This window comes from Streptomyces mauvecolor (assembly GCF_039532965.1).
GTDB classification, from domain to species: Bacteria; Actinomycetota; Actinomycetes; order Streptomycetales; family Streptomycetaceae; genus Streptomyces; species Streptomyces violascens.
Map to the genome: position 1 here is coordinate 303,756 of NZ_BAAASQ010000004.1, position 20,695 is coordinate 324,450.

The 20,695-nt window shown below is 68.5% G+C and carries 18 protein-coding genes and 2 pseudogenes; 8 read left to right on the forward strand and 12 right to left on the reverse strand.

All coding sequences use genetic code 11. The features are described from left to right. Positions 1–43: 43 nt before the first annotated feature. Positions 44–1,024 (reverse strand): sigma-70 family RNA polymerase sigma factor, encoded by a 981-nt coding sequence (locus tag ABD346_RS04510; protein ID WP_344371743.1) that lies wholly within the window; start codon positions 1,022–1,024, stop codon positions 44–46. A 139-nt stretch (positions 1,025–1,163) separates the two neighbouring features. Here ABD346_RS04510 and ABD346_RS04515 point away from each other — a divergent pair, with 139 nt between their 5' ends. Together ABD346_RS04515 and ABD346_RS04520 are read left to right on the forward strand one after the other, a co-directional pair. Next, a complete protein-coding gene (locus ABD346_RS04515) occupies positions 1,164–1,784 on the forward strand; it encodes a hypothetical protein (protein ID WP_344371745.1) in 621 nt (206 codons plus the stop codon). Between the two features lie 331 nt (positions 1,785–2,115). Continuing rightward, a complete protein-coding gene (locus ABD346_RS04520) occupies positions 2,116–3,141 on the forward strand; it encodes a YaaC family protein (RefSeq protein WP_381227403.1) in 1,026 nt (341 codons plus the stop codon). Between the two features lie 331 nt (positions 3,142–3,472). Here the strand turns inward: ABD346_RS04520 and ABD346_RS04525 are convergent, their stop codons facing one another. The 6 genes and pseudogenes from ABD346_RS04525 to ABD346_RS04550 all read right to left on the reverse strand — a co-directional run bounded on the left by ABD346_RS04525 (position 3,473) and on the right by ABD346_RS04550 (position 8,288). After that, positions 3,473–4,237 (reverse strand): hypothetical protein, encoded by a 765-nt coding sequence (locus tag ABD346_RS04525; protein ID WP_344371748.1) that lies wholly within the window; start codon positions 4,235–4,237, stop codon positions 3,473–3,475. 667 nt (positions 4,238–4,904) lie between these two features. Then, a pseudogene (locus ABD346_RS04535) lies at positions 4,905–5,414 on the reverse strand (GNAT family N-acetyltransferase); the annotation flags it as partial. Between the two features lie 86 nt (positions 5,415–5,500). Then, positions 5,501–6,466, reverse strand: coding sequence for a pirin family protein (locus ABD346_RS04540; protein ID WP_344371750.1), 966 nt, complete (start codon positions 6,464–6,466; stop codon positions 5,501–5,503). A 296-nt stretch (positions 6,467–6,762) separates the two neighbouring features. Beyond that, on the reverse strand, positions 6,763–7,098 hold the full coding sequence (locus ABD346_RS38590; RefSeq protein WP_381227221.1) for a tyrosine-type recombinase/integrase: 336 nt from the start codon (positions 7,096–7,098) through the stop codon (positions 6,763–6,765). Positions 7,099–7,110: 12 nt separating this feature from the next. Next, positions 7,111–7,983 (reverse strand): IS3 family transposase, encoded by an 873-nt coding sequence (locus tag ABD346_RS04545; RefSeq protein ID WP_344371753.1) that lies wholly within the window; start codon positions 7,981–7,983, stop codon positions 7,111–7,113. Continuing rightward, a complete protein-coding gene (locus ABD346_RS04550; protein WP_344371755.1) occupies positions 7,980–8,288 on the reverse strand; it encodes a transposase in 309 nt (102 codons plus the stop codon). Before ABD346_RS04550 ends, ABD346_RS04545 begins: the two co-directional genes overlap by 4 nt. 288 nt (positions 8,289–8,576) lie before the next feature. Here ABD346_RS04550 and ABD346_RS04555 point away from each other — a divergent pair, with 288 nt between their 5' ends. The 3 genes and pseudogenes from ABD346_RS04555 to ABD346_RS04565 form a co-directional block, all read left to right on the forward strand. Then, complete coding sequence (locus ABD346_RS04555; RefSeq protein ID WP_344371756.1) at positions 8,577–9,167, forward strand: hypothetical protein; 591 nt, start codon at positions 8,577–8,579, stop codon at positions 9,165–9,167. 1,115 nt (positions 9,168–10,282) lie between these two features. Continuing rightward, a complete protein-coding gene (locus tag ABD346_RS04560) occupies positions 10,283–10,948 on the forward strand; it encodes a hypothetical protein (protein WP_344371758.1) in 666 nt (221 codons plus the stop codon). Positions 10,949–11,162: 214 nt separating this feature from the next. Continuing rightward, positions 11,163–11,249: pseudogene (locus tag ABD346_RS04565) on the forward strand (glutamine synthetase); the annotation flags it as partial. A 55-nt stretch (positions 11,250–11,304) separates the two neighbouring features. Here the strand turns inward: ABD346_RS04565 and ABD346_RS04570 are convergent. Then, positions 11,305–12,570: a cysteine desulfurase gene (locus ABD346_RS04570; protein WP_344371760.1), complete on the reverse strand. Its 1,266-nt coding sequence runs from the start codon at positions 12,568–12,570 to the stop codon at positions 11,305–11,307. 89 nt (positions 12,571–12,659) lie between these two features. Here ABD346_RS04570 and ABD346_RS04575 point away from each other — a divergent pair, with 89 nt between their 5' ends. Both ABD346_RS04575 and ABD346_RS04580 read left to right on the forward strand, forming a co-directional pair. Next, complete coding sequence (locus tag ABD346_RS04575; protein ID WP_344371762.1) at positions 12,660–13,259, forward strand: CGNR zinc finger domain-containing protein; 600 nt, start codon at positions 12,660–12,662, stop codon at positions 13,257–13,259. 44 nt (positions 13,260–13,303) lie between these two features. Continuing rightward, on the forward strand, positions 13,304–13,663 hold the full coding sequence (locus ABD346_RS04580) for a 5-carboxymethyl-2-hydroxymuconate Delta-isomerase (RefSeq protein ID WP_344371764.1): 360 nt from the start codon (positions 13,304–13,306) through the stop codon (positions 13,661–13,663). 67 nt (positions 13,664–13,730) lie between these two features. On the opposite strand, the gene ABD346_RS04585 is transcribed toward ABD346_RS04580, so the two are convergent. The 3 genes from ABD346_RS04585 to ABD346_RS04595 are packed head-to-tail and all read right to left on the reverse strand — an operon-like array spanning position 13,731 to position 16,910. Then, positions 13,731–14,756 (reverse strand): TolB family protein, encoded by a 1,026-nt coding sequence (locus ABD346_RS04585; RefSeq protein ID WP_344371766.1) that lies wholly within the window; start codon positions 14,754–14,756, stop codon positions 13,731–13,733. Then, the gene (locus tag ABD346_RS04590) at positions 14,753–16,021 is read right to left on the reverse strand and encodes an MFS transporter (RefSeq protein WP_344371768.1); all 1,269 of its coding nucleotides are present in this window, start codon (positions 16,019–16,021) and stop codon (positions 14,753–14,755) included. The genes ABD346_RS04585 and ABD346_RS04590 overlap by 4 nt, the downstream gene beginning before the upstream one ends. 1 nt (position 16,022) lies before the next feature. Continuing rightward, entirely contained in the window at positions 16,023–16,910 is an 888-nt protein-coding gene (locus tag ABD346_RS04595; RefSeq protein ID WP_344371770.1) for an alkaline phosphatase family protein, read from the reverse strand. Between the two features lie 189 nt (positions 16,911–17,099). On the opposite strand from ABD346_RS04595, the gene ABD346_RS04600 reads away from it, so the two are divergent. After that, positions 17,100–18,194 (forward strand): acyltransferase family protein, encoded by a 1,095-nt coding sequence (locus ABD346_RS04600; RefSeq protein ID WP_344371772.1) that lies wholly within the window; start codon positions 17,100–17,102, stop codon positions 18,192–18,194. Positions 18,195–18,227: 33 nt separating this feature from the next. Here the strand turns inward: ABD346_RS04600 and ABD346_RS04605 are convergent, their stop codons facing one another. After that, the gene (locus ABD346_RS04605; protein ID WP_344371774.1) at positions 18,228–20,330 is read right to left on the reverse strand and encodes a PIG-L family deacetylase; all 2,103 of its coding nucleotides are present in this window, start codon (positions 20,328–20,330) and stop codon (positions 18,228–18,230) included. Positions 20,331–20,695: the final 365 nt, after the last annotated feature.

Consider the following 20,695-nt stretch of genomic DNA (forward strand, 5'->3'; position numbering starts at 1 on the left):
GGGTCGCATGCTCACCGGTACATACCGGCGGCCTCCGCCCGGCTCATCGCTCCGGCGCGAAATTCCCGGCGGGAAGGTGCCGCGGCAGCGCGAAGGCGTCGAAGACGACCGGATCGGCGAAGACGACATTGCGCGCCACAAGGCCGTCGCTGACGGAGAGCACTTGGAGGGTGTGCAGCCGGTGCCCTCCGCCAGCCTCCCTCACGTACGCCGCCAGCGCCGGCTGCCCGTTCGCGGTGAGCTCCCGTACGGCCCAGCCGATGCCACGCATCCGGAAGACGCGCTCCATGAACAGGGCATAGTCGCCGCTGCCCCGGAACCACAGGGGAACCGGCGGCATCTCCAGGACCGCGTCCTCGGCCAGCAACCGCACGAGCGCGGGCACGTCGGCGGCCTCGAAGGCCCGTGCATACCGCTGCACCACGGCCCGTACCTCCGGATCGCCCGGCTCGCGGAACTCCTCGGCGTCACCTGCGGCCGCGAGGGTGGCGCGGGCGCGTTGCAGTGCGCTGTTGACCGCGGCCACGGTGGTCCCCAATTGCCCGGCGACCTCGGCAGCCGAGAACTCCAGTACCTCGCGCAGCACCAGTACGGCGCGCTGTCGCGCCGGCAGGAGCTGCGTGGCCGCCACCCAGGCGAGCCGCAGGTCGGCCCGTACCTCCACGTCGGACCGCGCGTCGGGAAACGGCTCCAGCCAGGGGACGTCGAGCGCCGGTGTGAGCGGCGCTCCCGGATCGTCGCTCGGCGCGCCCAGCCCGGACGGCAGCGGACGGCGCGCGCGCCCCTGGAGCGCGGTCAGGCACACATTGGTCGCGATCCGGTACAGCCAGGTCCGCACCGACGCGCGCGCCGGGTCGTACCGGTCGCGCGCCTTCCAGGCGCGCAGCAGCGTCTCCTGCACCAGGTCCTCGGCCTCGTGGTACGAACCCAGCATCCGGTAGCAGAACGCCAGCAACTCACCCCGGTACGGCTCGAATTCCACCCGCTCATCATGCCGCACGCCCTCGATGTGGGGCTCTGGCATGCCGAGACCGCTGCGGTACGGGGCCGGGCCCCGGGTAGGCCGGATGGGCCACTCGTGTCGCGGACCGGCCCGGTTCGGCTTCGCATGGAAGCGAGCCGCGTGCCACCGCCGCGGGACCCTCCCTCCGACAGGACGAGCCATGCAGACCTGGTACCTGCGCACCCTCTACGTCACCGGCGACCCGGCCAAGCTCGACGGGGTGCTCGACGCCCTGCGCGGCGAAGCCCCCGGGCTCCTCGGCCAGAACCCCGGCTACCACCGTTTCGGACTGTTCGCGGACCGCGAGCTCGGCAAGATCCTCATGGGGTCGTGGTGGGAGAGCGAGAGCGCCCGGGCGGAGAGCGACACGCGGCTGCGCGAGCGACGCCTGGAGTTGCTCGCGCCCTTCGCGGACACGGTGACCGCCGACGACTGGGAGGCCGTGTCGTACACACCGGCGCCCACGGTGGCTCCGGGCATGTGGATGCGGACCGCGTACGTGGAGTTCGCCCCGTCCGACGCGGCCGCGTTCCGGCAGATGTTCGAGGAGCGGGGCCGCCCCCAACTGGAGGCCCTGGACGGTGCGGTCAGCGCGACGCTCTTCCTCAAGGCTGCGGAGGGGCGCGCACACGTCGGCGCGATGTTCCGCGACAAGGGCACACTGGCCGCCTCGCGGGGGCCGCAGTCGGCGATCCGCGGCGCCGCCTTCAAGAACATGGACGCGAGGCTGCGGAGCCTGGAGGAGTTCGAGCTGATCATGGCGCACCGGCCGGAGGGGTAGGGGAGTTCCCCAGGCGGGTCGGTGTGCCGTCCGCCGTGTACCGGGCCGTCGTCGCACCGTTCCAGAGGCAGATCACCGCGCCGTGCGGGACGTCGACGTGCAGGGAGCCGGGGCGGGAGGTGAACGCGGTGCCGGTGGCGCGTTGCCTCCCTTGGGCTCCCAGCCAGGCCAGGTAGCGCTCGGCCCGGCTCAGGGGCAGGGCATGCTCATGTAGAGGGCCTGCTCGCCGTCGGAGGCGGTGCCGGCGNGCCAGTTGGGCTGACATCTACTGTGGGGCCCGGGTGGGCCGGAACGATTGAGGGGGCCCATGGCTACCTGGCGAGGCCTTGCGATGCCGAGTAAGCGAGAGGTCTGGCGTGAATTGCGGGGGCTGCGTACTGGAGTGGCTGGACCCGCTCAGGCAACGGCGGAGCGGCGTGCCGTGTTCGTCGCAGCATTGGAGCAGGCCCAACAGTTCACTGAGGCAGCGGAAGCCGCTGGTCCGGCGACGCGCCCTGTCCAGATTTTCTACGCACTGTCGCAGTTCGGGAGGGCGATTGCCGCAGCGTCAGGCTTGCTGGGCCAAGACGGGTGGCGGCTCAAGGGGCATGGGATCGGGACCCGCAATCTAGACGCAAGTTTGGGATTGGCTTCGGTGGAAGTCCTACCGACCGCCAAGGGATCTTTTCCGGCAGTGGCGCGGGCCGTAGGAGTTGAACCGCTGGAGGCACAGAACCCGTTGACGCTTGGTGAGCTTTGGCCCCTCGTACCTGAAGCACAAACCGTACCCCTCCAGGGCGTATCAGGACTGCCAGCCATGCACTTTGCCCCTGGCGGTCTCATTCACCGGGGTGACGAAATGTGGTGTCGGCTTTCCCTGTACCCGGTTCCTCGTGAGGTGCGGGTGAGGTCAGAAGCAGATCCGAAGGCCGTTGATGCCTTCCTTGCTAGGTATCCATCGCTCAGGGGGTGGTCTCACACTCCAGACGCGCCGAACAGCATTCTGTGGCATAACCGGGGCAACGGTTCAGCGGAGGAGCTGGAGGTTTTCCTGCCGTCAGCTCTGACGATTTCAGCAGATGCGGATGCCGGGCGTCTTGAAGCTCTCAAGCGGTCGACACTATACCGTGGTCCAAGTGACGCCTATGCCTTCCCGGCGCTCGGCAGAATGGCAGGTCCTGTTCACCCGCTCTTGGCCTGGTGGGCAGTTCTCTTTGGCTTGTCGATCCTGGCGCGTTATGAGCCAGCCTCTTGGGCAGAGATCATCGATATCGACAGTTCCTCCGCAGCGAATGCTGTGGAGCACCTGCTTGATCAAGCGATCGTGGTGGTGCCTCATATGGCGTTGATGGCGATCAAGGACGTTGCTGGTCGGTAGCAGGGTGGCCCAACTCTGTCGGCCACTCTGCTGGCGGCCGGCACCGTTGCAGCCCTGTCTGGATCTCAGCCGACGACAGTCAGCCACGACGGTGGGCGCGCCGGGCCGACCACGCACGCGTATGCCTCGCTGCACCCCCACTGGCCTCAGCCAATCTATCGGCTTGTGTCGTCGACCAGAGCGAGTCGCGACGACCGGTCCGTCTCGACTGCTTCAGGGGCCTCAGCTTGCGAAGAGTGTCCCCGCGGGGAGAAATGGGAAGCTGGTGCTGTTCGGTCAGATAGTTGCGTTACCCCCGCTGTGAGAGCGTGGAGCGTGCGCTGGGAGCTCGTTAATCGGACGCCTGCGGGGCTTCGTTTGACTCTTCTGAGTTCAGGGCCTGTCGCCTTTTTTCGTACCAGTTCTTCCGGAAGGTCGCTTTGAGTGATTCGCTTCTCCCGTCATAGAGAACCGAGTCTTCAAGTTCGATCAACGCGGTGACGGTTTCCTGAGCCTGCCGGGCCTCTACTTCAACGCGCTTGATCGATTCACTGTGGGCCTCTTCGTCTGCGCTTGGCCATTTATAATGAACAAACGCGTTCCGAGACTCCATGACCCGGGTAACTTGCCTAGCCAATTCCTTAGGGAATTTAGGCATTCCCAAGCTCGTCCAAATGCGCCCGAGCTTGAGATCCATCCTGGAGCTCCTGATGAGCGCTGTGGCTAGCTCTGGGTGTGTCCCGCTCCCAATTGCGCGATAGAGGATGATCCGATTTATCCAATGCTCAATCCAGGTCGCGTAGATGAGTGTAGCGAAACTGTGCCGACCTTCGCGAAGGAACTCATCGCCCTGGCGCTTCAGGTCTGGTTCATGATTCGTAACCCATGCGATTGCCTTTACCCTCACCGCTGCTTCGCTGGCTGCCTCTTCACCGTTGCTGTCCCCTTCGGTACTGTCAAGGTGCAGAGAGAAAGCCTGTTGGATCACCTCGTCATCACTGAGGCCGCTGACGTCTAGCCCGTCAATCAACACAGCGTTTTCTATGGTGTTCCATGCAACCGTTTCCCAGAGTGGGCGAAATCCTTCATCGGTGAACACCTGGCTTAAAGGGTCCATGGCTGCTACCTCCCTCTACGGCTCTAGGTAGGCTACTGGTCTGCCTGCTGATGGCCAGGTGATTTATCGCAACCGCCCGTCTCGTGCGGCACGAGGTCGGTGTAGCGACTTTGGCCGGGAGCTGCTTTGGCGCGAGTGATCATGGACCCATAAGCTTCCGGCGCGTCGGGCAGTCTGTGGACCTGCCCGCTAAAGCACGACGTTGGGGCCATGATCTTCGAGGCTCGCGCCAAAGTGGCTGGCTAAAGTCGCGGAGCCGACCGCCCCAGCCACGGCGGGTTTCTCTCCTCGCCCGTATGCACGCAGCGCGCCGCCGGGCGCGGCCAGCCGGGGCGCAGACAGGAGGCAGGCCGCGCCGCAGAGGCGGCGCGCGCCCGCGCCGTGCGCGGGCCTTGATGAGGTGGGGAAATTTCTAGCGAGGGAACTGTCGGCTGTTGTGCGAGTGAGGCGGTGTGTAGATGCTGTCCACCGCCTTGCGGGACCGCCCGTCGCTGCTGAGCTTGTTCCGCTTTGGCGGACACCATCGGTGTGGTGGTCAGGCTGCGGGTGCGGTCTCGTATTCGGCGGGACTGCGGTAGCCGAGGCTGCTGTGCAGTCGGTGCAGGTTGTACCAGCCCTCGATGAAGTCGAAGATCGCAGTGCGGGCGACGGCCCGGCTGGGCCAGGNGTACAGGGCCGTGTCCAGTCCGCAGAAGGCGAAGCCGATGCGCCGGTAGGCGTGGATCGCCGGGGCGTTGACGTTGGTGACCTCCAGCCAGACGTGCCCGGCACCACACTCCCGGGCGAACTCCACGGCGCGTCCCATCAGCGCGCGGCCGACGCCCCGGCCCCGGTGCCGCGGGGCGACCTCGATGTCCTCGACGATGAGTCGGCGGTTCCACGGGGAGTAGGAGACGGCGACGAAACCGGCAAGGCGGCCGTCGGTGCCGACGGCGACGAAGGTGTGGCTGCCGGAGTCCTCGTCGTCATCGTCATCGTCATCGTCTGGCTCGTCGTCGGGGAAGGCCTTGGTCAGCGGCGGATCCACGGGGATCTCCCGGAGCGCGAACCCGTGCTGCGAGACGGAGACTTCGAAAACGGTGCTGGTCGTGAAGGAGCCGTCGAGGGCTCTGATGGCCTTGGTGTCTTCGGGCCGGGCCACGCGGAATTCGTACGCCGACTCGCCAGGAGTAGTCATGGCAGGACGTTACGGGCGTACTGATCGCGAAGGAACGGGTTTCGGCCGGCGGGATCCGTAGCCGGCCGGCCCGACGTCGCCCCTGGTCAGCGCACCCTCCCCCGAGCCTTCAGCGGTACCGCCGGCAGTTCCGGGGCCGGGATCGGGGCGCCGTCGTAGCCCTTCACCTCGCCGAAGCGCGAGCCCGTCATCCAGTCCGAACGGGCCTGCTGGATCTCTTCGTTGGAGCGGCCGATCCAGTTCCAGAACATCACGATCTCCTCCTCGAACGGCTCGCCGCCCAGCAGCATCACGGCCGCGTCGGAGGTGGCCCGGAGGGGGAGTTCGGTGCGGCCGCAGCCCAGGTAGAGCATCGAGCCGGGGAGGACCGGAACCTCGTCCACGTGGGCCTCGCCGGACATCGCGAGGACGGCGTATTCGAAGTCGGGGTTCAGGGGCAGTCGCGTCTCGGCGCCTGCCGTGAGGGACAGGTCCGCCCCCACGATCGGGGTGTAGGTGCTGCCCGGTGACGCGGCGCCGTCGAGTTCGCCCAGGATGACCGTCGCGTCGATGCCGGGTGCGGTGACGTGCGGCAGGTCGGCGTGGTGCTGGAAGTGCGGCTCGACGTGGCGGTGGGCGTCGGGCAGGGCGACCCACAGCTGGGCTCCGTGCAGGAAGCGGCTGTGCGACTTCGGGGTTTCCTCCGAGTGGCTGATGGCCCGGCCGGAGGTCATCAGGCCGAGTTCCCGGGGGCGTACGGTCTGGAGGCTGCCCAGGCTGTCGCGGTGCAGCACCTCTCCCTGGTGCAGCCAGCTCACCGTTTGCAGGCCCATGTGGGGGTGGGGTGCCACCTGCATGCCGGGTTCGTCGGCGATGTCGTCGGGGCCGTAGTGGTCGACGAAGGCCCAGGCGCCGACCATCCGGCGGCCGAGGTTCGGCAGCAGCCTGCGTACCTCGGTGGACTCGCCGAGCTGTACGGTGCGGGGCGAGAGAAGCTCGCGCACCGGCTCGGCCACGACGAAGCCGCGTCCACCGCAGACGGAGAGCGCGGGCTGGCGATCGAGATTGCTCATGCGGTCAACCTACTCGCTTCGGGCGCGTGTCCCCATGACCCTTGCAAAGCCGGTCAGTACGCGGCCCGGGCCTGGCAACCTCCCGTGTTTCAGCAGGTCAAGAAGTACCGCCGAACGGAAGTTAGGGGGTACGGATCCGGGGCGTCGTCCTGGCCCCCGCGCCCAGCCTGCCCTTGCACACCCTCACCCTTCTTTCCCTGTCCGTGCCCTTCTGTCCCCCGCCTGTCCCCCCAGCCGCTGGTGAGCAGGCGTCCGGCGGCCTGCCTCAACGATCTCTTGCCGCGACTCGCGCTTAATCACGCTGCAAGTCGGCTACTGGAGGCGTTTGCGGGGACGAGCGTGAATCTCGGTTCCCTTGGTGTCGCTGGTGTGGGCTCGGCGTCTGGGTCAGAGGGGGTCTCAGGTGCCCTCCTGCGGGGCACTACTGCGGCGGTCGCTTCCGCCTCCGCCTTCGCGAATTTCGGCATGAGGCTCGTGTAGGTGTCGGCGGTCAGCGAGAAAGAGGCATGACCTAGGAGGGCTTGAATGGCCTTCATCGAGAGACCAGCGGCGAGGCTGAATGATGCGGCGCAATGGCGTAGGTCGTGAAGACGGATGGGTGGTTGAGCTTGTTCCGCTTTGGCGGACACCATCGGTGTGGTGGTTCAGGCTGCGAGTGCGGTCTCGTATTCGGCGGGACTACGGTAGCCGAGGCTGCTGTGCAGTCGGTGCAAGTTGTACCAGCCCTCGATGAAGTCGAAGATCGCAGTGCGGGCGAGGGCCCGGCTGGGCCAGGTGCTCGTGTCGGGCAACTCCCGTTTGATGGTGGCGAAGAACGACTCGGCGAGTGCGTTGTCCCAGCACTGCCCGGTGCGGCCGACGGACAGGCGGACACCCAACTCCGCTGCCAGCGAGGCGAATTGCTGACTGGTGTACTGACAGCCACGATCCGAATGAAAGATCACCGGCCGGATGGGACGACGCTGTCGGCAGGCGGATGTGAGAGCGTCGGCGACCAGTTCGGTCCGCAAGTGGTCGGCGGTGGACCAGCCGACCACACGGCGGGAGGCGATGTCGATGACGGTGGCCAGATAGAGCCAGCCCTCCTCGGTCGGGATGTATGTGATGTCACCGCACCAGCGGGTGTCCAGCTTGTCCGGGCCGGGAGCGAAGCCGCGGACGACGAGGTCGGGCCGGGCGGCGGCCCGCGGGTCGGGGATTGTGGTCAGCTGCCGCCGTCTGCGGTACCGGCCCTGCAGCCCGGCGCCTCGCATCAGCCGGGCGACGCGGCGCCGTCCGCAGTCCTCGCCCTGTCGTTGCAGGACGGCGTGGATGCGCGGGGCTCCGTAGGTCCCGCGGGAGTGGTCATGAACCTCGGTGATCTTCTTGGTCAGCTCGGCGTCGCGGACCGCCCGCGGACCCGGCTTGCCCGTGCGGCGGGCGTAGAAGGCGGCTCGGGAGACCTGCAGCAGTTCACACGTGCGCTTGACGTTGTGACCGTCTCGCTTCTCCGCCTCGATGAACGGGTGCACCGTCACCGGGTCTCCTTCGCGAAGAAAGCCGTGGCCCGCCTGAGGATCTCCACGTCCTCCCGCAGTCGGCGGTTCTCCCGCCGCAGCGCGGCCAGTTCCTCACGTTCACTGCTGGTCAGGCCGTCCCGCTCGCTCGCGTCGGTCTCGGCCTGGCTGATCCACAGCCGCACCGCGGTCTCGGTCAGGTCGAAGTCCTTGGCGACCTGGCCGACCGAGCGGTCACCGCGCCGGCACAGCTCAACGATCTCGGCCTTGAACTCCGGCGTGAACGAACGGCGAGGGCGTGGCTTCTTCTTCCCCATGCTCTCCATGATGGACATCCTCCCGGGGCAGAACCCCTGATCTCGGATGTCCGTCGAAGCGGATCAAGCCCAGGGCACCTTCCAGAGTGCCCGTGATCGGCTGTCCGTCCGGATGAAAGCCTCTGGGTCTTGGTCGCCACGATTCTCGTAAGCGGTGATCCGCAGCGGAAGAGGGGCTACGGCGCACGCTCCAGGGCGACCGCCGAAACAGCTCGTCCAGAAACCGCCCATGCTGCGCCCCATGGCGCTGGCATGCTGACAGATCCGAGTATCGGACTGTGGCCCCAGGAGGACAGCGTGATCGTGAATCGGCGCGTCAGCAGTCAACAGCCTGATGAACACGACGAGTTAGAGCAGCACCTCGCTGGCAGGCTCAACCTCCCGCTCGACTGGCCGGAGGAGGGCGGACTCACCGTCAGCCACGCGGCGAGAATCGCCGCTGCCGCCACCTGCGATGGCGCGTATAGCCAGGCCGCGAACGGCCACTTGATCGATCTGTTTGCAGCGCTGCCCTTGCCGGGAACCGCGGAGGGTACAGACTTCTGGAACCGCATCCGGGACGCTGGAGGCAGCGCGGCTTGGAACATCCACCCTGCCAACATGGGCGGCCCGTTCTTCGACCGCATGCATGACGCCAACGAGGGTGGCATCGCTTCTCGCGTCCTGAGCTTTCTGGAGGAACTGACGCAAGCACAGCGTGCCGACGTTGCGGAGGCTATCGGATCAGTCCTCGACAACGGAACCATCGGTGTCACTGGCCGGTACGCGGGAGAGCTGTGGCTGCGGGATGCGGAGATGAGCGCATGGCGCGTTGCGCTAGCCCGACGGCGGGAGTTCGAAACGGTGGACGATCGGGAGCACTTCCTCGAAGCGTGGCGTCGCGCCTGAGTCGCAGTCCCGGCGAGAGTGAACGGCAGGGTAGTTCCTGAGCATGCGGGGCATCTGCCGGTCAGGTGCCCCGCACGACCGCTGAGGTAGCCCTGCCCAAGGAGTTTCCACTGCGTACTCGACGCTGAATACCAGCCGCTCCTAATGACGCGAAATGATGCAAGACGACGACACACGTTTTCGCTGTGCGGCGCTGGCTGGACAGGTGGCCCTGCCTATTGGGTGAATTAGTAAATCCGGGTAAAGTAAGTCCAAGAAGCAGTGTGCGGGGGTGGGGTAATGAATTCTTTAAGTGGTTTGGATTGGGGAACGGTTCCCGCTTGGCTGGGTGCGGGATCGCTGCTGATCGCTTTTCGCGTATTTCAGAAAGATAGATCGAATGCCGAGAGGGCACAGATTGATAAACTCGGAATCTGGGATGAATTGGTTCCCTACTTGGCAGACACGGGAGACAGGCACCTTCTGGCGCAGGTGCATGTGAAAGTCAAGAATGGTAGTGATCTACCTCTGGAGGTCGTCTACGTTAAACGCTCGATAATTGTGAAGCATCCCGACGCTCAGATCGGGGCGCCGACAATCGAGCGGTTGCCAAATGGTGGAATCCGGCGGGGCTCCAGGCTTATCCCGCCTGACGAGGACTGGCATTCAAGCTCTGATGCAATCTATGTTCCAACTGGGGATCGAATCGACGAGTGGGAAGTAACTTGCGTTATCCAGTCTGTGACGGCAATCGACAACGCTGGCCGCGTATGGGTACTTAAACCGTCTTCTGGTTATCGAGCACGCAAAGCTGGGAGGCGAACGCTTAAGGCTATCCATCAAAAGCGGCAGTGGAAGCGAAGTAGAATGGGGATGCAGGCCTGGTCTGACGGTTTGTTAAGCACGGACTATGTGGAGGAATGACCGCTATTCGCCGTCCGTGGTGGGCAGGTGAGTGACCGAACTGCGCGGCCATGACGGTAATATTCCAGCCCGCGGGTGTCGCTGAGGGAGAGATAGCAGCGTGCACGGCGTGCCACTACACAGAGGTATCCTACTGCTGGCCCGCGCGTAGATTTGTCGGTCTTGAAAGCCGTTCCTGATCACTCTCACGACCGAGGTCTACGCTGCGGTGTGTGGACGATCAGACCTACGACAAGGCTTACCACGGCTGGCGGGCATCGCTAACGACTCTGATGGGTGATCCCGCGCTGCTTGCACGGTGGCAGGAGCGCCGCTTTCAGTTCGCTCATCGTGTCGGAGCCCTTCTGGCGGAGGCGCACGGAGGAGGCCCCGCTATGACGGGGCCTGTCCTCTACGGGGTGTTCGCCGCCGGTGCAGGCCTTTGCTACGTCGGACAGACGCAGGAGGCCGAGCGGCGCCTGAGGGACCTGCCAGTGGGCGAGAGTCATCACTTGGCCAACACGGTGCCGCCCGAACTCTGGGAAAGGGTGATAGTGATCCGCTGGCCGCTGCTGATTCCCGAAGCGACCGCGGACGAACAGTTGTTGGCGGAGAGGATGGGCCGAACTGTTTGCGGCCTTGCGCTGGAGCACGCTCTGCAGGTGGCGACCGCGCCGCCGTTGAATAGTCGCCGGCGGCGCATGTCCGGCGAATGGCAGCCGCGAAACCTCGCGCGGAGCCGCTCACGAGGTGCCGTCCATGCGCAATCAGTACAGAGCCTGACCCAACTGGCGCTTGCTGCTTGGTCAGTTCTCGCGGAGGTGGAGATGCCAGAGCGTTCACCGGTCGTCGACATCGGGACCGGCCGAGTGGTGTTTCCGACAGCACTGCATCAGTGACGAGGTTCCTAAGGGGGTGCGAAGTCGAGTTGCCCCTTACCGTCCCGGACAGGCCGTTCCTAACTTTGGTCTAGGCGCAAGCCCGAACTGGGGCCGTCTGTGGGCCGTCAGAGGCCCGCCCGCAACGACCGCCAGTGGCCGCCAATGGCCCCGTGCCTGCTGGTCAGAGGTGCCGTGCGTGACATACGTGGAGGCCGCCGGAACGGCTCATCAATTCCTGCGCAACAAGAAGCAGGAGTGGGAGGAGTACCGCAGCGAGGTGACCGCGTTCGAGCTGCGGAAGAACTTGCCGGTGCTGTGACGGAGTTGAGGGGAGGGGCATCCGCTCCATCCCCTCGGCCCCGCTCAGGCGACGGTCACGCGAAGTACTTCTGGGCCGCCCGCACCCCCTCCGCCAGGGCCGTTACCTCCTCTGCCGTGTTGTACACGTAGAAGCTCGCCCGCGTTGTCGCCGCAAGGCCGTAGCGGCGGGACAGGGGGCGGGCGCAGTGGTGGCCCGTGCGGACGGCCACTCCTCGGTCGTCCAGGATCTGGCCCACGTCGTGGGGGTGGATGCCGGAGAGCGTGAACGACACCGCCGAGCCCCGGTCCGTCAGGTCCTTCGGGCCGATGATCCGGACCCCCGGGATCTCGCCCAGGAGGTCCAGGGCCAGGGCGGTCAGCGCGTCCTCGTGGGCCGCCACCTCCCGCATTCCCAGGGCCTCCAGGTAGTCCACCGCCGCCGCCAGGCCCACCGCCTGGGCGGTCATCGGGACGCCCGCCTCGAAGCGCTGCGGGGGCGGCAGGAACGTCGAGCGCTCCATCTCGACCACCTCGATCATCGAGCCGCCCGTCAGGAACGGGGGCAGCTCGTTCAGCAGGGCCGCGCGGCCCCACAGGACGCCCACGCCGCTCGGGCCCAGCATCTTGTGGCCCGAGAAGGCCAGGAAGTCCGCGCCCAGTTCCGTCACGTCCACCGGCCGGTGGGGGACCGACTGGGCGCCGTCCACCACCACCAGCGCGCCCACCGCATGCGCCCGGTCCGCGATCGTACGGACGGGATTGAGCGTGCCCAGGACGTTCGACTGGTGGGTCAGGGCGACCACCTTCGTCGACTCGTCCACCAGGTCGTCGAGGCCGTCCAGGTCGAGCCGGCCGTCGTCGGTCAGGCCGAACCACGCCAGCCGCGCCCCGGTCCGCTCGGCCAGCTGCTGCCAGGGCACCAGGTTCGCGTGGTGCTCCATCTCCGTCACCACGATCTTGTCGCCCGGCCCGAGCCGGCCCGCGTTCCCCAGGGCGTACGCCACCAGGTTGATGGCCTCGGTGGTGTTCTTCGTGAAGACGATCTCGTCCTCCGCCGCGCCGACGAACGCGGCGATCCTGCGCCGCGCGCCCTCGTAGGCGTCGGTCGCCTCCACCGACAGCTGGTGCGCGCCGCGGTGCACGGCCGCGTTGTGGTTCAGGTAGAAGTCCCGTTCCGCGTCCAGGACCTGGAGTGGTTTCTGGGTGGTGGCGCCCGAGTCCAGATAGACGAGGCGCGCCCCGCTGTCGAGTGTGCGGCCGAGGATCGGGAAGTCCTCCCGCACCCGGTCCACGTCGAACCCCGTCGCGGTGGTCGTGGTGGTCGCGTTGGCGTACGTCATCTGGTGGCGCCCCCTGCTTCTAACGCTGCATCGCTTAGTTTGCCGTGAGAGAAACGTAGGCCTTCTCACGGTTAACGGCAAGCGTTAGCATGAGGAGCGTGGATCATGACGCGCCGCACTACCTCCATCAGCTGCCGGTTCCCGGCGAGGAACGCTTCCTCTCCCTCGCCCTGGTGAACACCCGGTTCGCGCTCAGCCACGGCCAGGTGGACCTCCTGGAGGACGCCGGCGCCGCGCGGCTCTGGCTCGTGCGTCATGAGCTGCTCCCGGACCGGATAGTTCTGGGCGGCCGTCAGGCCGGGCGGCTGCGTTCGCTCCGCGAGGCGCTGCGGGAGCTCTTCGGGGCGCGGGCCGAGGGGATCGCGCCGCCCGCGCCGAGCCTGGACGCGCTCAATGCCGCGCTGGCCGCCGCGCCCCCCACGCCCCGCCTCCTGTGGACCGGCCGCGAGCCGCACCGCGCCGACGAACCCGACACCGCGAACCCGGTCGGCGCGGCCCTCTGCTCGCTCGCCGAGGACGGGGCCGACCTGCTCACCGGGGACGACGCCGGCCGGCTCGCGCCCTGCGGCGCCCAGGGCTGCACCCGCTGGTTCCTGCGCTCCCACGCCGCCCGCCGCTGGTGCACCACCAAGTGCGGCAACCGGGTACGGGCCGCCCGCCACTACGCCGCCCGCAAGACCGCCACCTGACATCCCGGACTCGTCAACTCGCCTTCCTAGCAAGGGAATTGGTCATGCCATTCGTCACCGTCGAATACTCCGAGCGGCTCGCCGACACGTTCGACCGGAAAGCCTTCGCCCGTGAGCTCCACGAGGTCGCGCCCGCGTCGGTCAACGCCTCCACCGAGGCCTTCAAGACCCGGTTCCGGCGCATCGAGGAGTCGTATTTCGGCGCCGCCGAGGACGACATCGACGCCGTCTTCGTCCAGGTCGCGATCCTCTCCGGGCGCACCCCGAAGGCCATCGAGGAGCTGAGCGAGACCGTCCTGGAGATCGCCCGCAAGCATGTGACCGGCCTCGCCGGGCGGCGGCTGCACGTCATGGTCGAGACCCGCGAGATGGAGCGGGACTTCTACCGCGCCCACAAGGAGTAGCCCTCACAAGGAGTAGCCCTCGCAAGCAGTGACCCTCACAAGGAGTGGCCGCCGCGAAGGCCGTGTGTCAGCCCAGGTACGCCGGGGCCAGTCCCGCCGTCAGCAGGTGGCGGGGCTTGCCCGTGCCGTCGGCCGGGACCGTGTACAAGTCGCTGCCGTAGTCGCCGGCCAGGGAGTAGGCCACCGTGTGGTCGTCCTGCCAGACCGCCTGGTCGTCCACACTCCGCGGCTCCGCGAGCGCGATCTCGTGCATCGTCGCCAGGTCCAGGGCGTACAGGCGCCAGGGTGCGTCGGCGGGCAGGCCCGGCACCCGCTTCTTGTAGACGACGCGGGTGCCGTCGGGGGAGAGGGAGGGGCACTCGACGTTCGCGTGCAGGGAGGTCACCGTGCGCGCCGCGAGGTCGCCCCGTACGAGATAGGTGTGGCCGCCGGTCGCCATCGTCGCGTAGAAGTGCTGGTCGTCGGCGGCGAAGGTGACGCCCCAGAAGTTGGTGTCGGCGGCGTGGTGCTCCTTGCCGTCGAGGTAGGCCTTGAAGTCTTCGAGGGACGAGGTGAGCCGGCCCGTCCGGGTGTCGAGGACGGCCGTGCGGGTGGAGAAGTTCGTGCCCGCGTACGAGTCGCCGCCGACGAACACGGTCCACGCCACCCAGTGCCCGCTCGGGGAGACCCGGGCGCGGGTCGGGATGCCGGGGAGGCTGTAGTGCGCGCGCTCCTTCAGCCGGGCGTCGAGGACGACCGCGCGGTACGAGTCCTGCATCGCGCCGCGCTCGGCCTGGAGGCAGATGCCCGTGCCGGCGGCCGCGTGGAAGCGCAGGCACTTCACGCCGGAGGCGGTGCGCGGGCCCGCCGGGTCGGCGGCCGGGACCGTGGCCAGCTCGTCGCGGTGCGGACCCCACGCCATGTTGCGGAACACGATCTTCCGCGTGGCGTCCGGCGTCAACGACACCTTTCCCGCGGTCACCGGGGGGCCGTCCGCCTGCGTCCGGTTCTTCCGGTCCTCGCGGCCCGCCGCGTGCAGCACGGAGGCGGTCGCGACTCCCGCGAGGACGGCGAGCGCCGCCACGAGGACCAGGATCTTGTTGCGGAGGGTCAAGGCCGGGCTTCCTTCGGGGAGTTCGAGGGGCGGAGCAGGAACGCGCCCACCGCGCACGCGGTCAGGACCGCCGCCGCCGTGCCGAGCGCCGTCCTGTCGCCCCACGCCGTCCAGGCGGCGCCGAACGCGATCGAGCAGGCGAAGCGGGCCATGGCCTGGCCGGTCTGGATCAGCGCGAGCCCCGAGGAGCGGAGTTCGGCCGGGACCGAGCCCGCGGCCGCCGCCATCAGGACGCCGTCGGTCGCCGCGTAGAAACCGCCGTGCAGGGCCAGCGTGAGGAAGGGGAGCGCCGGGCTCTGCCACCCGGTCAGGAGCAGGACGTACGCCATGAGCAGGGCCACGTGGCCGCCGAGGAACACCTGCCAGCGGCCCACCTTGTCGGCGAGGCGGCCGAGCGGTACGGCCAGGAGCAGGAAGGCGGCCGCCGTGCCGAGCGGGAGCAGCGCGAACCAGCGGTCGGGCACGCCGAGCCTGTGCTGGAGCAGGAGGTAGACGAAGGAGTCGCTGACCGTGGCGAGGCCCAACAGGAGAGCGGCCAGGGTGAGTTGACGTACCGTCCGGATGCGAAGAAGCGCCAGGGCCGCCTTCAGGGAGGCGCGCGGGGCGCCCTCGGGGAGGGTGGCCACGGGGGCGCGGGAGGGGACGAAGAGGAGCAGGACCAGCACGCCGACGGCCGCCACGCAGAAGCTGACCGTGAACACCGCGTCGTAGCCGTCCGCCGCCTGGCGCAGGATCAGAAAAGCGGTCAGCGGGCCGAGCAGGGCGCCCGCCGTGTCCATCGCCCGGTGCACCCCGAAGGCCCGGCCGCGCGATTGTGGCGCGGACGCCAGCGAGATCAGGGCGTCGCGCGGCGCGGTGCGCAGCCCCTTGCCGGTGCGGTCGGCGGCGAGCACCGCGCCGATCAGCGGCAGCGAACCCGCCACCAGGAGCAGGGGTTTGCACAGCGCGGAGAGGCCGTAGCCGAGTACCGCCACCGTCTTGTGCCGCCCGCCCCGGTCGGCGAGGTGGCCGCCGACGAGCCGGACCAGGGCGCTGAAGCCGTTGTACACGCCGTCGAGCAGGCCGAACCCGAGCGGGGACAGGCCGAGGCCCGTCACCAGGTACAGCGGCAGCACGGCGGTGACCATCTCCGAGGAGACGTCCGTGATGAGACTGACCGTGCCGAGCGCGAACACGGTGGGGGCGATGGCCGAACGCCGCCCGGAAGAGACCCGGGCGGCGTCGGCAGGGGCGGCGGGAGTGCCGCGACTGTCCGCTACGTACACGTCAGCCGGCCCAGATCCCCGTGATGTCGGTGGAGTTGGCGGCCTGACCGGCGTGCGAGGTGCCGTACATGTCCTCGATCGTGCGCAGCACGTTGTAGTGGTTGTACGTCGTCGAGGACGAGGAGCCCGGCGTCACCGGCTGGCCGTAGAAGACCGTCGGGATCTTGTTTCCGGCGAGCCGGTTGTCCTCGTCGAAGGTGACGACGAGCAGGCTGTTGTGGGTCTTGGCCCAGGTCGCGTACGCGCCCAGGTTGTTCTTCAGCCAGGTGTCGCCCGTGGAGACCGAGCAGTCGTGCATGTCGCTGCACAGGTTCGGGGTGACGTACGAGACCTGGGGGAGCGTCGAGTAGTCGGTGGGGAACTGCGTGAAGGTGTGCGCCGAGGAGGTCGGCACGTTCGAGAAGCCGAACCACGGATTGTGCTTCTGCGCGTACTTGCCGCTGGAGCAGGTCGTGGAGCCCTGGCTGGGCAGCGACTCGTTGTAGCTGGCCCACGTCTTGCCCGCCGCGAGCAGCTCGGAGGCGAGGTTCGGCGCGGAGGAGAAGCCGGGCGTCACACAGCTGTCGTCGGTGACGCCCTGCGTCGAGCCGGAGAACATGGCGTAGTAGTTCGGCTGGCTCGGGTGGGTCTCGGCGTACGAGGCCGTCAGGTTGGCTCCGCCGGACTTCAGCGAGTTGATGTACGGGGCGCTGGAGCTGCCGATGACCTGGTTGTAGGCGTGGTTCTCCATGACCACGACCACGACGTGGTCGGGGGTGGGGACGCTCGCCGCGGAGGCCGCGGAGGACGTTCCGCCGAGGCCGGCCCACAGGCCGGCGGATGCGGCCGCGAGGCCCAGGGCGGAGAAGAGGGCGGTGCGGGTGCGGCGTGGTCTGGGCTCGCCGGACACGGCTACCTCCGGATTGAGGGGGGATGGCTGCACCCACGGGTCGGGTGCACCCACGGCGGGTTGCTCCACGGAGGTTAGGGGTGTGCATGTCAACCTGGAAGGTGAAAGTGGGTGAAGACCCGGGGAACGTCCCGTGCCCAATGCGGTGGGACTCCCATGAACCACGCCTGTCCCCCTAGATTGGGTTCAATGACCAGCTCCACCCCCCACACCGGCCCCACCGCCCCCGACCGCAGGCCCTTCTTCGACAACGCAAAGTTCCTGCTCATCGCGCTGGTCGCGCTCGGCCACAGCTGGGAGCAGGTGTTCTCGCCCCACACCCACGCGCTGAGAGCCGTGCACAACCTGGTCTACGGCTTTCACATGCCGGCCTTCATCCTGCTCTCCGGCTACTTCTCGCGCAGCTTCACCGGCCGTCCCGACCAGATCCGCCGGCTGCTCACCGGGGTCCTCGCGCCCTACCTGATCTTCGAGACGCTCTACACCCTCGTCTACCACTGGCTGCGCGGCTCCGAGTTCGCGATCACGCCGACCTCGCCGACGTATCTGCTGTGGTTCCTCATCGCGCTGTTCCTCTGGCGGCTGTCCACCCCGATCTGGAACGCCGTGCGCCACCCGGTGGCCATCGCGGTCGTCGTCTCGCTCGCCGCGGGCACCACCGTGATCGGCGAGGACCTGGCGCTGCCCCGGGTCCTGATGTTCCTGCCCTGGTTCGTCCTCGGGCTCAGGCTGCGCCCCGAGCACTTCGCCCGGCTGCGCACCCGCACGGCCCGCCGGATCGCGGTGCCGGTCTTCCTCGGCGCCTTCGCGCTCGCCTACCGCCTGTCGCCCGCCCCGAGCGACGACTGGCTGTCGATGGACGTCGGCAACGGCGTGCTGAACGTCTCGCCCGTCCGGTATCTGCTGCTCAGACTGGCCCTCTTCGCGGTGAGCGCGCTGCTCGTGGGGTCGTTCCTGGCGCTGGTGCCGGGCCGCCGGATGTGGATCACGGCGCTCGGCGCGGTCACCCTCTACCCGTATCTGATCCACGGGATCCTGATCCGGGTGGCCGAGCACTACGGGTTCTTCCACGTCGTACGGCAGTCGGGGCTCGCGGGCCAACTGGTGCTCAGCGGGCTCGCGGTGGGGGTGGTCGTCCTGCTGTCGACGCCGCCGGTGCGGGCGCTGGCCCGGCCCCTGGTGGAGCCGAGGCTTCCGCGGTGGCTCGTGCCCAAGGCGCAGGAGCCCGTGCCCGCGACCGTCCCGACGGCTGCCGCCGAGCGGGAGAAGACGCTGGCGCGCTGAGCGGCCGGGGCCCTGGAACCCGGCCCGCCGCGGTCAGTTCGCGGCGGGCTTCCAGGGGGAGGCCGGGCCCTCGGCGCCCGCGGTCTGCGTCCAGTACAGGCGGCCGTCGAGGCCGATGGCGGCCGCGGTCGCGTCCTGGCCGTCGGCGACGGCCGAGGGCGCGCCGGTGAACAGGATGCTGCCGTCGGACTTCCACTGCGGGGCCCCGGCGCCCGGCTCAAGCGTGGCGAGCGCGCCGGACGCGGTGCGGCCGGTGAGCAGCGGGCCCGCCGCGCCGACCATGCCGTAGCCGGACGTGTCGCCGAGGTCGGCGGGCGCGGACGGGGTCACGCCGGTGAACAGCACGCTCTGGATGTTGCCCGAGTCCACCTTGCGGTAGTACACCCGCACCCCGTCGCCCTCCGGGCGGGCGGAGAGGCCCGTCGTGTTCGGCGGCAGCTTCGTCTCGGTGGCGCGCGCCGGCATCGGGGCGCCCGCCTGCGGCTGCGCCCAGGTCAGCACGGTCTTCGGGGTGCTGGAGAAGACGTGGATGCGGCCCGCGCCGTCGGCGGTGGCGACCGGGTCGCCCGCCATGTTGACGCCGCCGTGGACGGCCCACGGGGTCCAGGTGCCGTCCTCGGCCAGGTCCGCCGAGTACAGCTGGCGGTCGCCGCCGCGCAGGAACACCGAGAGCCTGCCGGTGCCGTCCACCGCCGCGGTCGGCGTGGACATGTCGAAGACGCCGTTGGTGCCGCTGTGGTCGGGGGAGCCGAGCGAACGCCACGGCCCGAAGTCCCCGCCCGGGGTCGTCTGGACCGCGGCCACCACCTCGCGGCGGTAGTCGGTCAGCTCGGCGCCGAACTGGGTGCGGGTGCCGAACACCGCGAGCCGGCCGTCCGGCAGGCGCGTCGCGCTCACACCGGAGTCCATGCCGTCGCCGGGCAGCAGCTTGGGCTCGCCCCAGGCGGCGGCGCCCGGCGCCTTGTGCCACACCGCGAGGCGCTGGTCGAGCACGCCGAACGCCCACAGGCTCCCGTCCTTGCCGGACTGCAGCCAGGAGGTCGAGTTGGTGCGGGAGTAACGGACCGACTGGGCCCAGCCGTTGCCGTACGGGCGGACCGACACCTTGCGGTCGCCGCAGCCGGCGGCGCTGTCGCAGTAGTTGTCGTTCGGGTTCATCCAGGCGTACGTCTTGACGATGTCGGCCTTGGCGTCGGCGGCCGGCTTGGCGAACGTGTGCGGCAGGTAGCTGGTGTTGTAGCCGAAGTACGTCTGCACGCTGAAGTTCGGGTGGTTCACGGACTTCGCGTACAGCTGGAGGGCGGCCTGCGCGAAGCGGGCGCTGTAGATGTGGTCCTGGTGGTCCACGATCTTGTGCAGCTTGCCCTCCTTGCCCGGGGTCGGGTCGAGGGTGCGCACGTGGGTCGGGCGGAAGTGCTCCATCAGACCGGCGAGCGTCTTGACGACCTGCTCCTTCGTGTACGTGAAGGGCTTGGCCGGGCTGCCGGAGGCTATCTGCGAGGTGAGCCGGTCGACCTGGCCGTTCCACAGGCCGCGCAGGCTGTGCGGCTGGTTGCCGTTGATGCTGCCGGCCTCGCGGAGCTGGATCCACACCAGGTGGATGTCGGGGCGCGCGTCCAGGGTGTCGACCTCGGCGGTGCCGCCGCCCGCGGTGGGTATGGAGGTGCGGGTCCACGAGCTGCCGCGGTCGCCGGTCGCCATCTGCGCGTACGCCCCGCGTATGCCGTTCTGGCGGGCCTCGGAGTACTTCGCCTTGTCGACCAGGGGCTTGGGGCCGCCCGGCTTCTTCGGCGGCGGGGCGTTCACGCCGTCCGCCTCGCCGGCCGTGACGTACACCGACGTCATGGGGCGGCCGGAGCGCAGCGACTGGCCGGTGTCCGGGTTCATGAAGAACAGGTCGTCGTCCGGGTGGGCGATGACCTGCATGACCGAGCCGGTCGCGGGCCGCACCGGTCCCGAGGCTGCCGCCGCCGGCGTGCCCGAGGCGTGGCCGCCGGGGGTGTCCGCGCCCTCGGTGTCGGACATCGCGAGTTCGGCGAAGACGCCGCCCGTGATGAGCACGGCGGCGAGCGCGGAGCCGGCGACGGCGCCACGGCGGGACAGCAGCGCGGAGCGCAGCGGCAGCCTGGACTTCATGGGCACGGTCTTTCGGTGTGGGCGGCCTGGCGGCCGGGGTCAGTGCGTGAGCACTTCCTCGCCGAGAGCCCGGTCGTGAGTGCCCGATCAGGGCTGGTCAGAACCTGATCGGCAGAGAAGACGAAAGGTCCAAGAATCGGGTTCATTCGGACTCGATGGCAAATCGTGTGGCCTTGATCACCTTGAATTGCCCCTATATCCGCCCAAGTCCGGCACATCACCCCGTGAACTGAGTGCAGGGAGGCGGCAATTCGCTTTCGGAATGTCCGGAAAGTAGCCCTATGTGGGTGAGGCGTCACCTGCGGTGAGGGTCGGCGGGTGTGGTTGTCAGGGCCGAAGGTCCTGTGACGGCCGGCCCTCGCTCC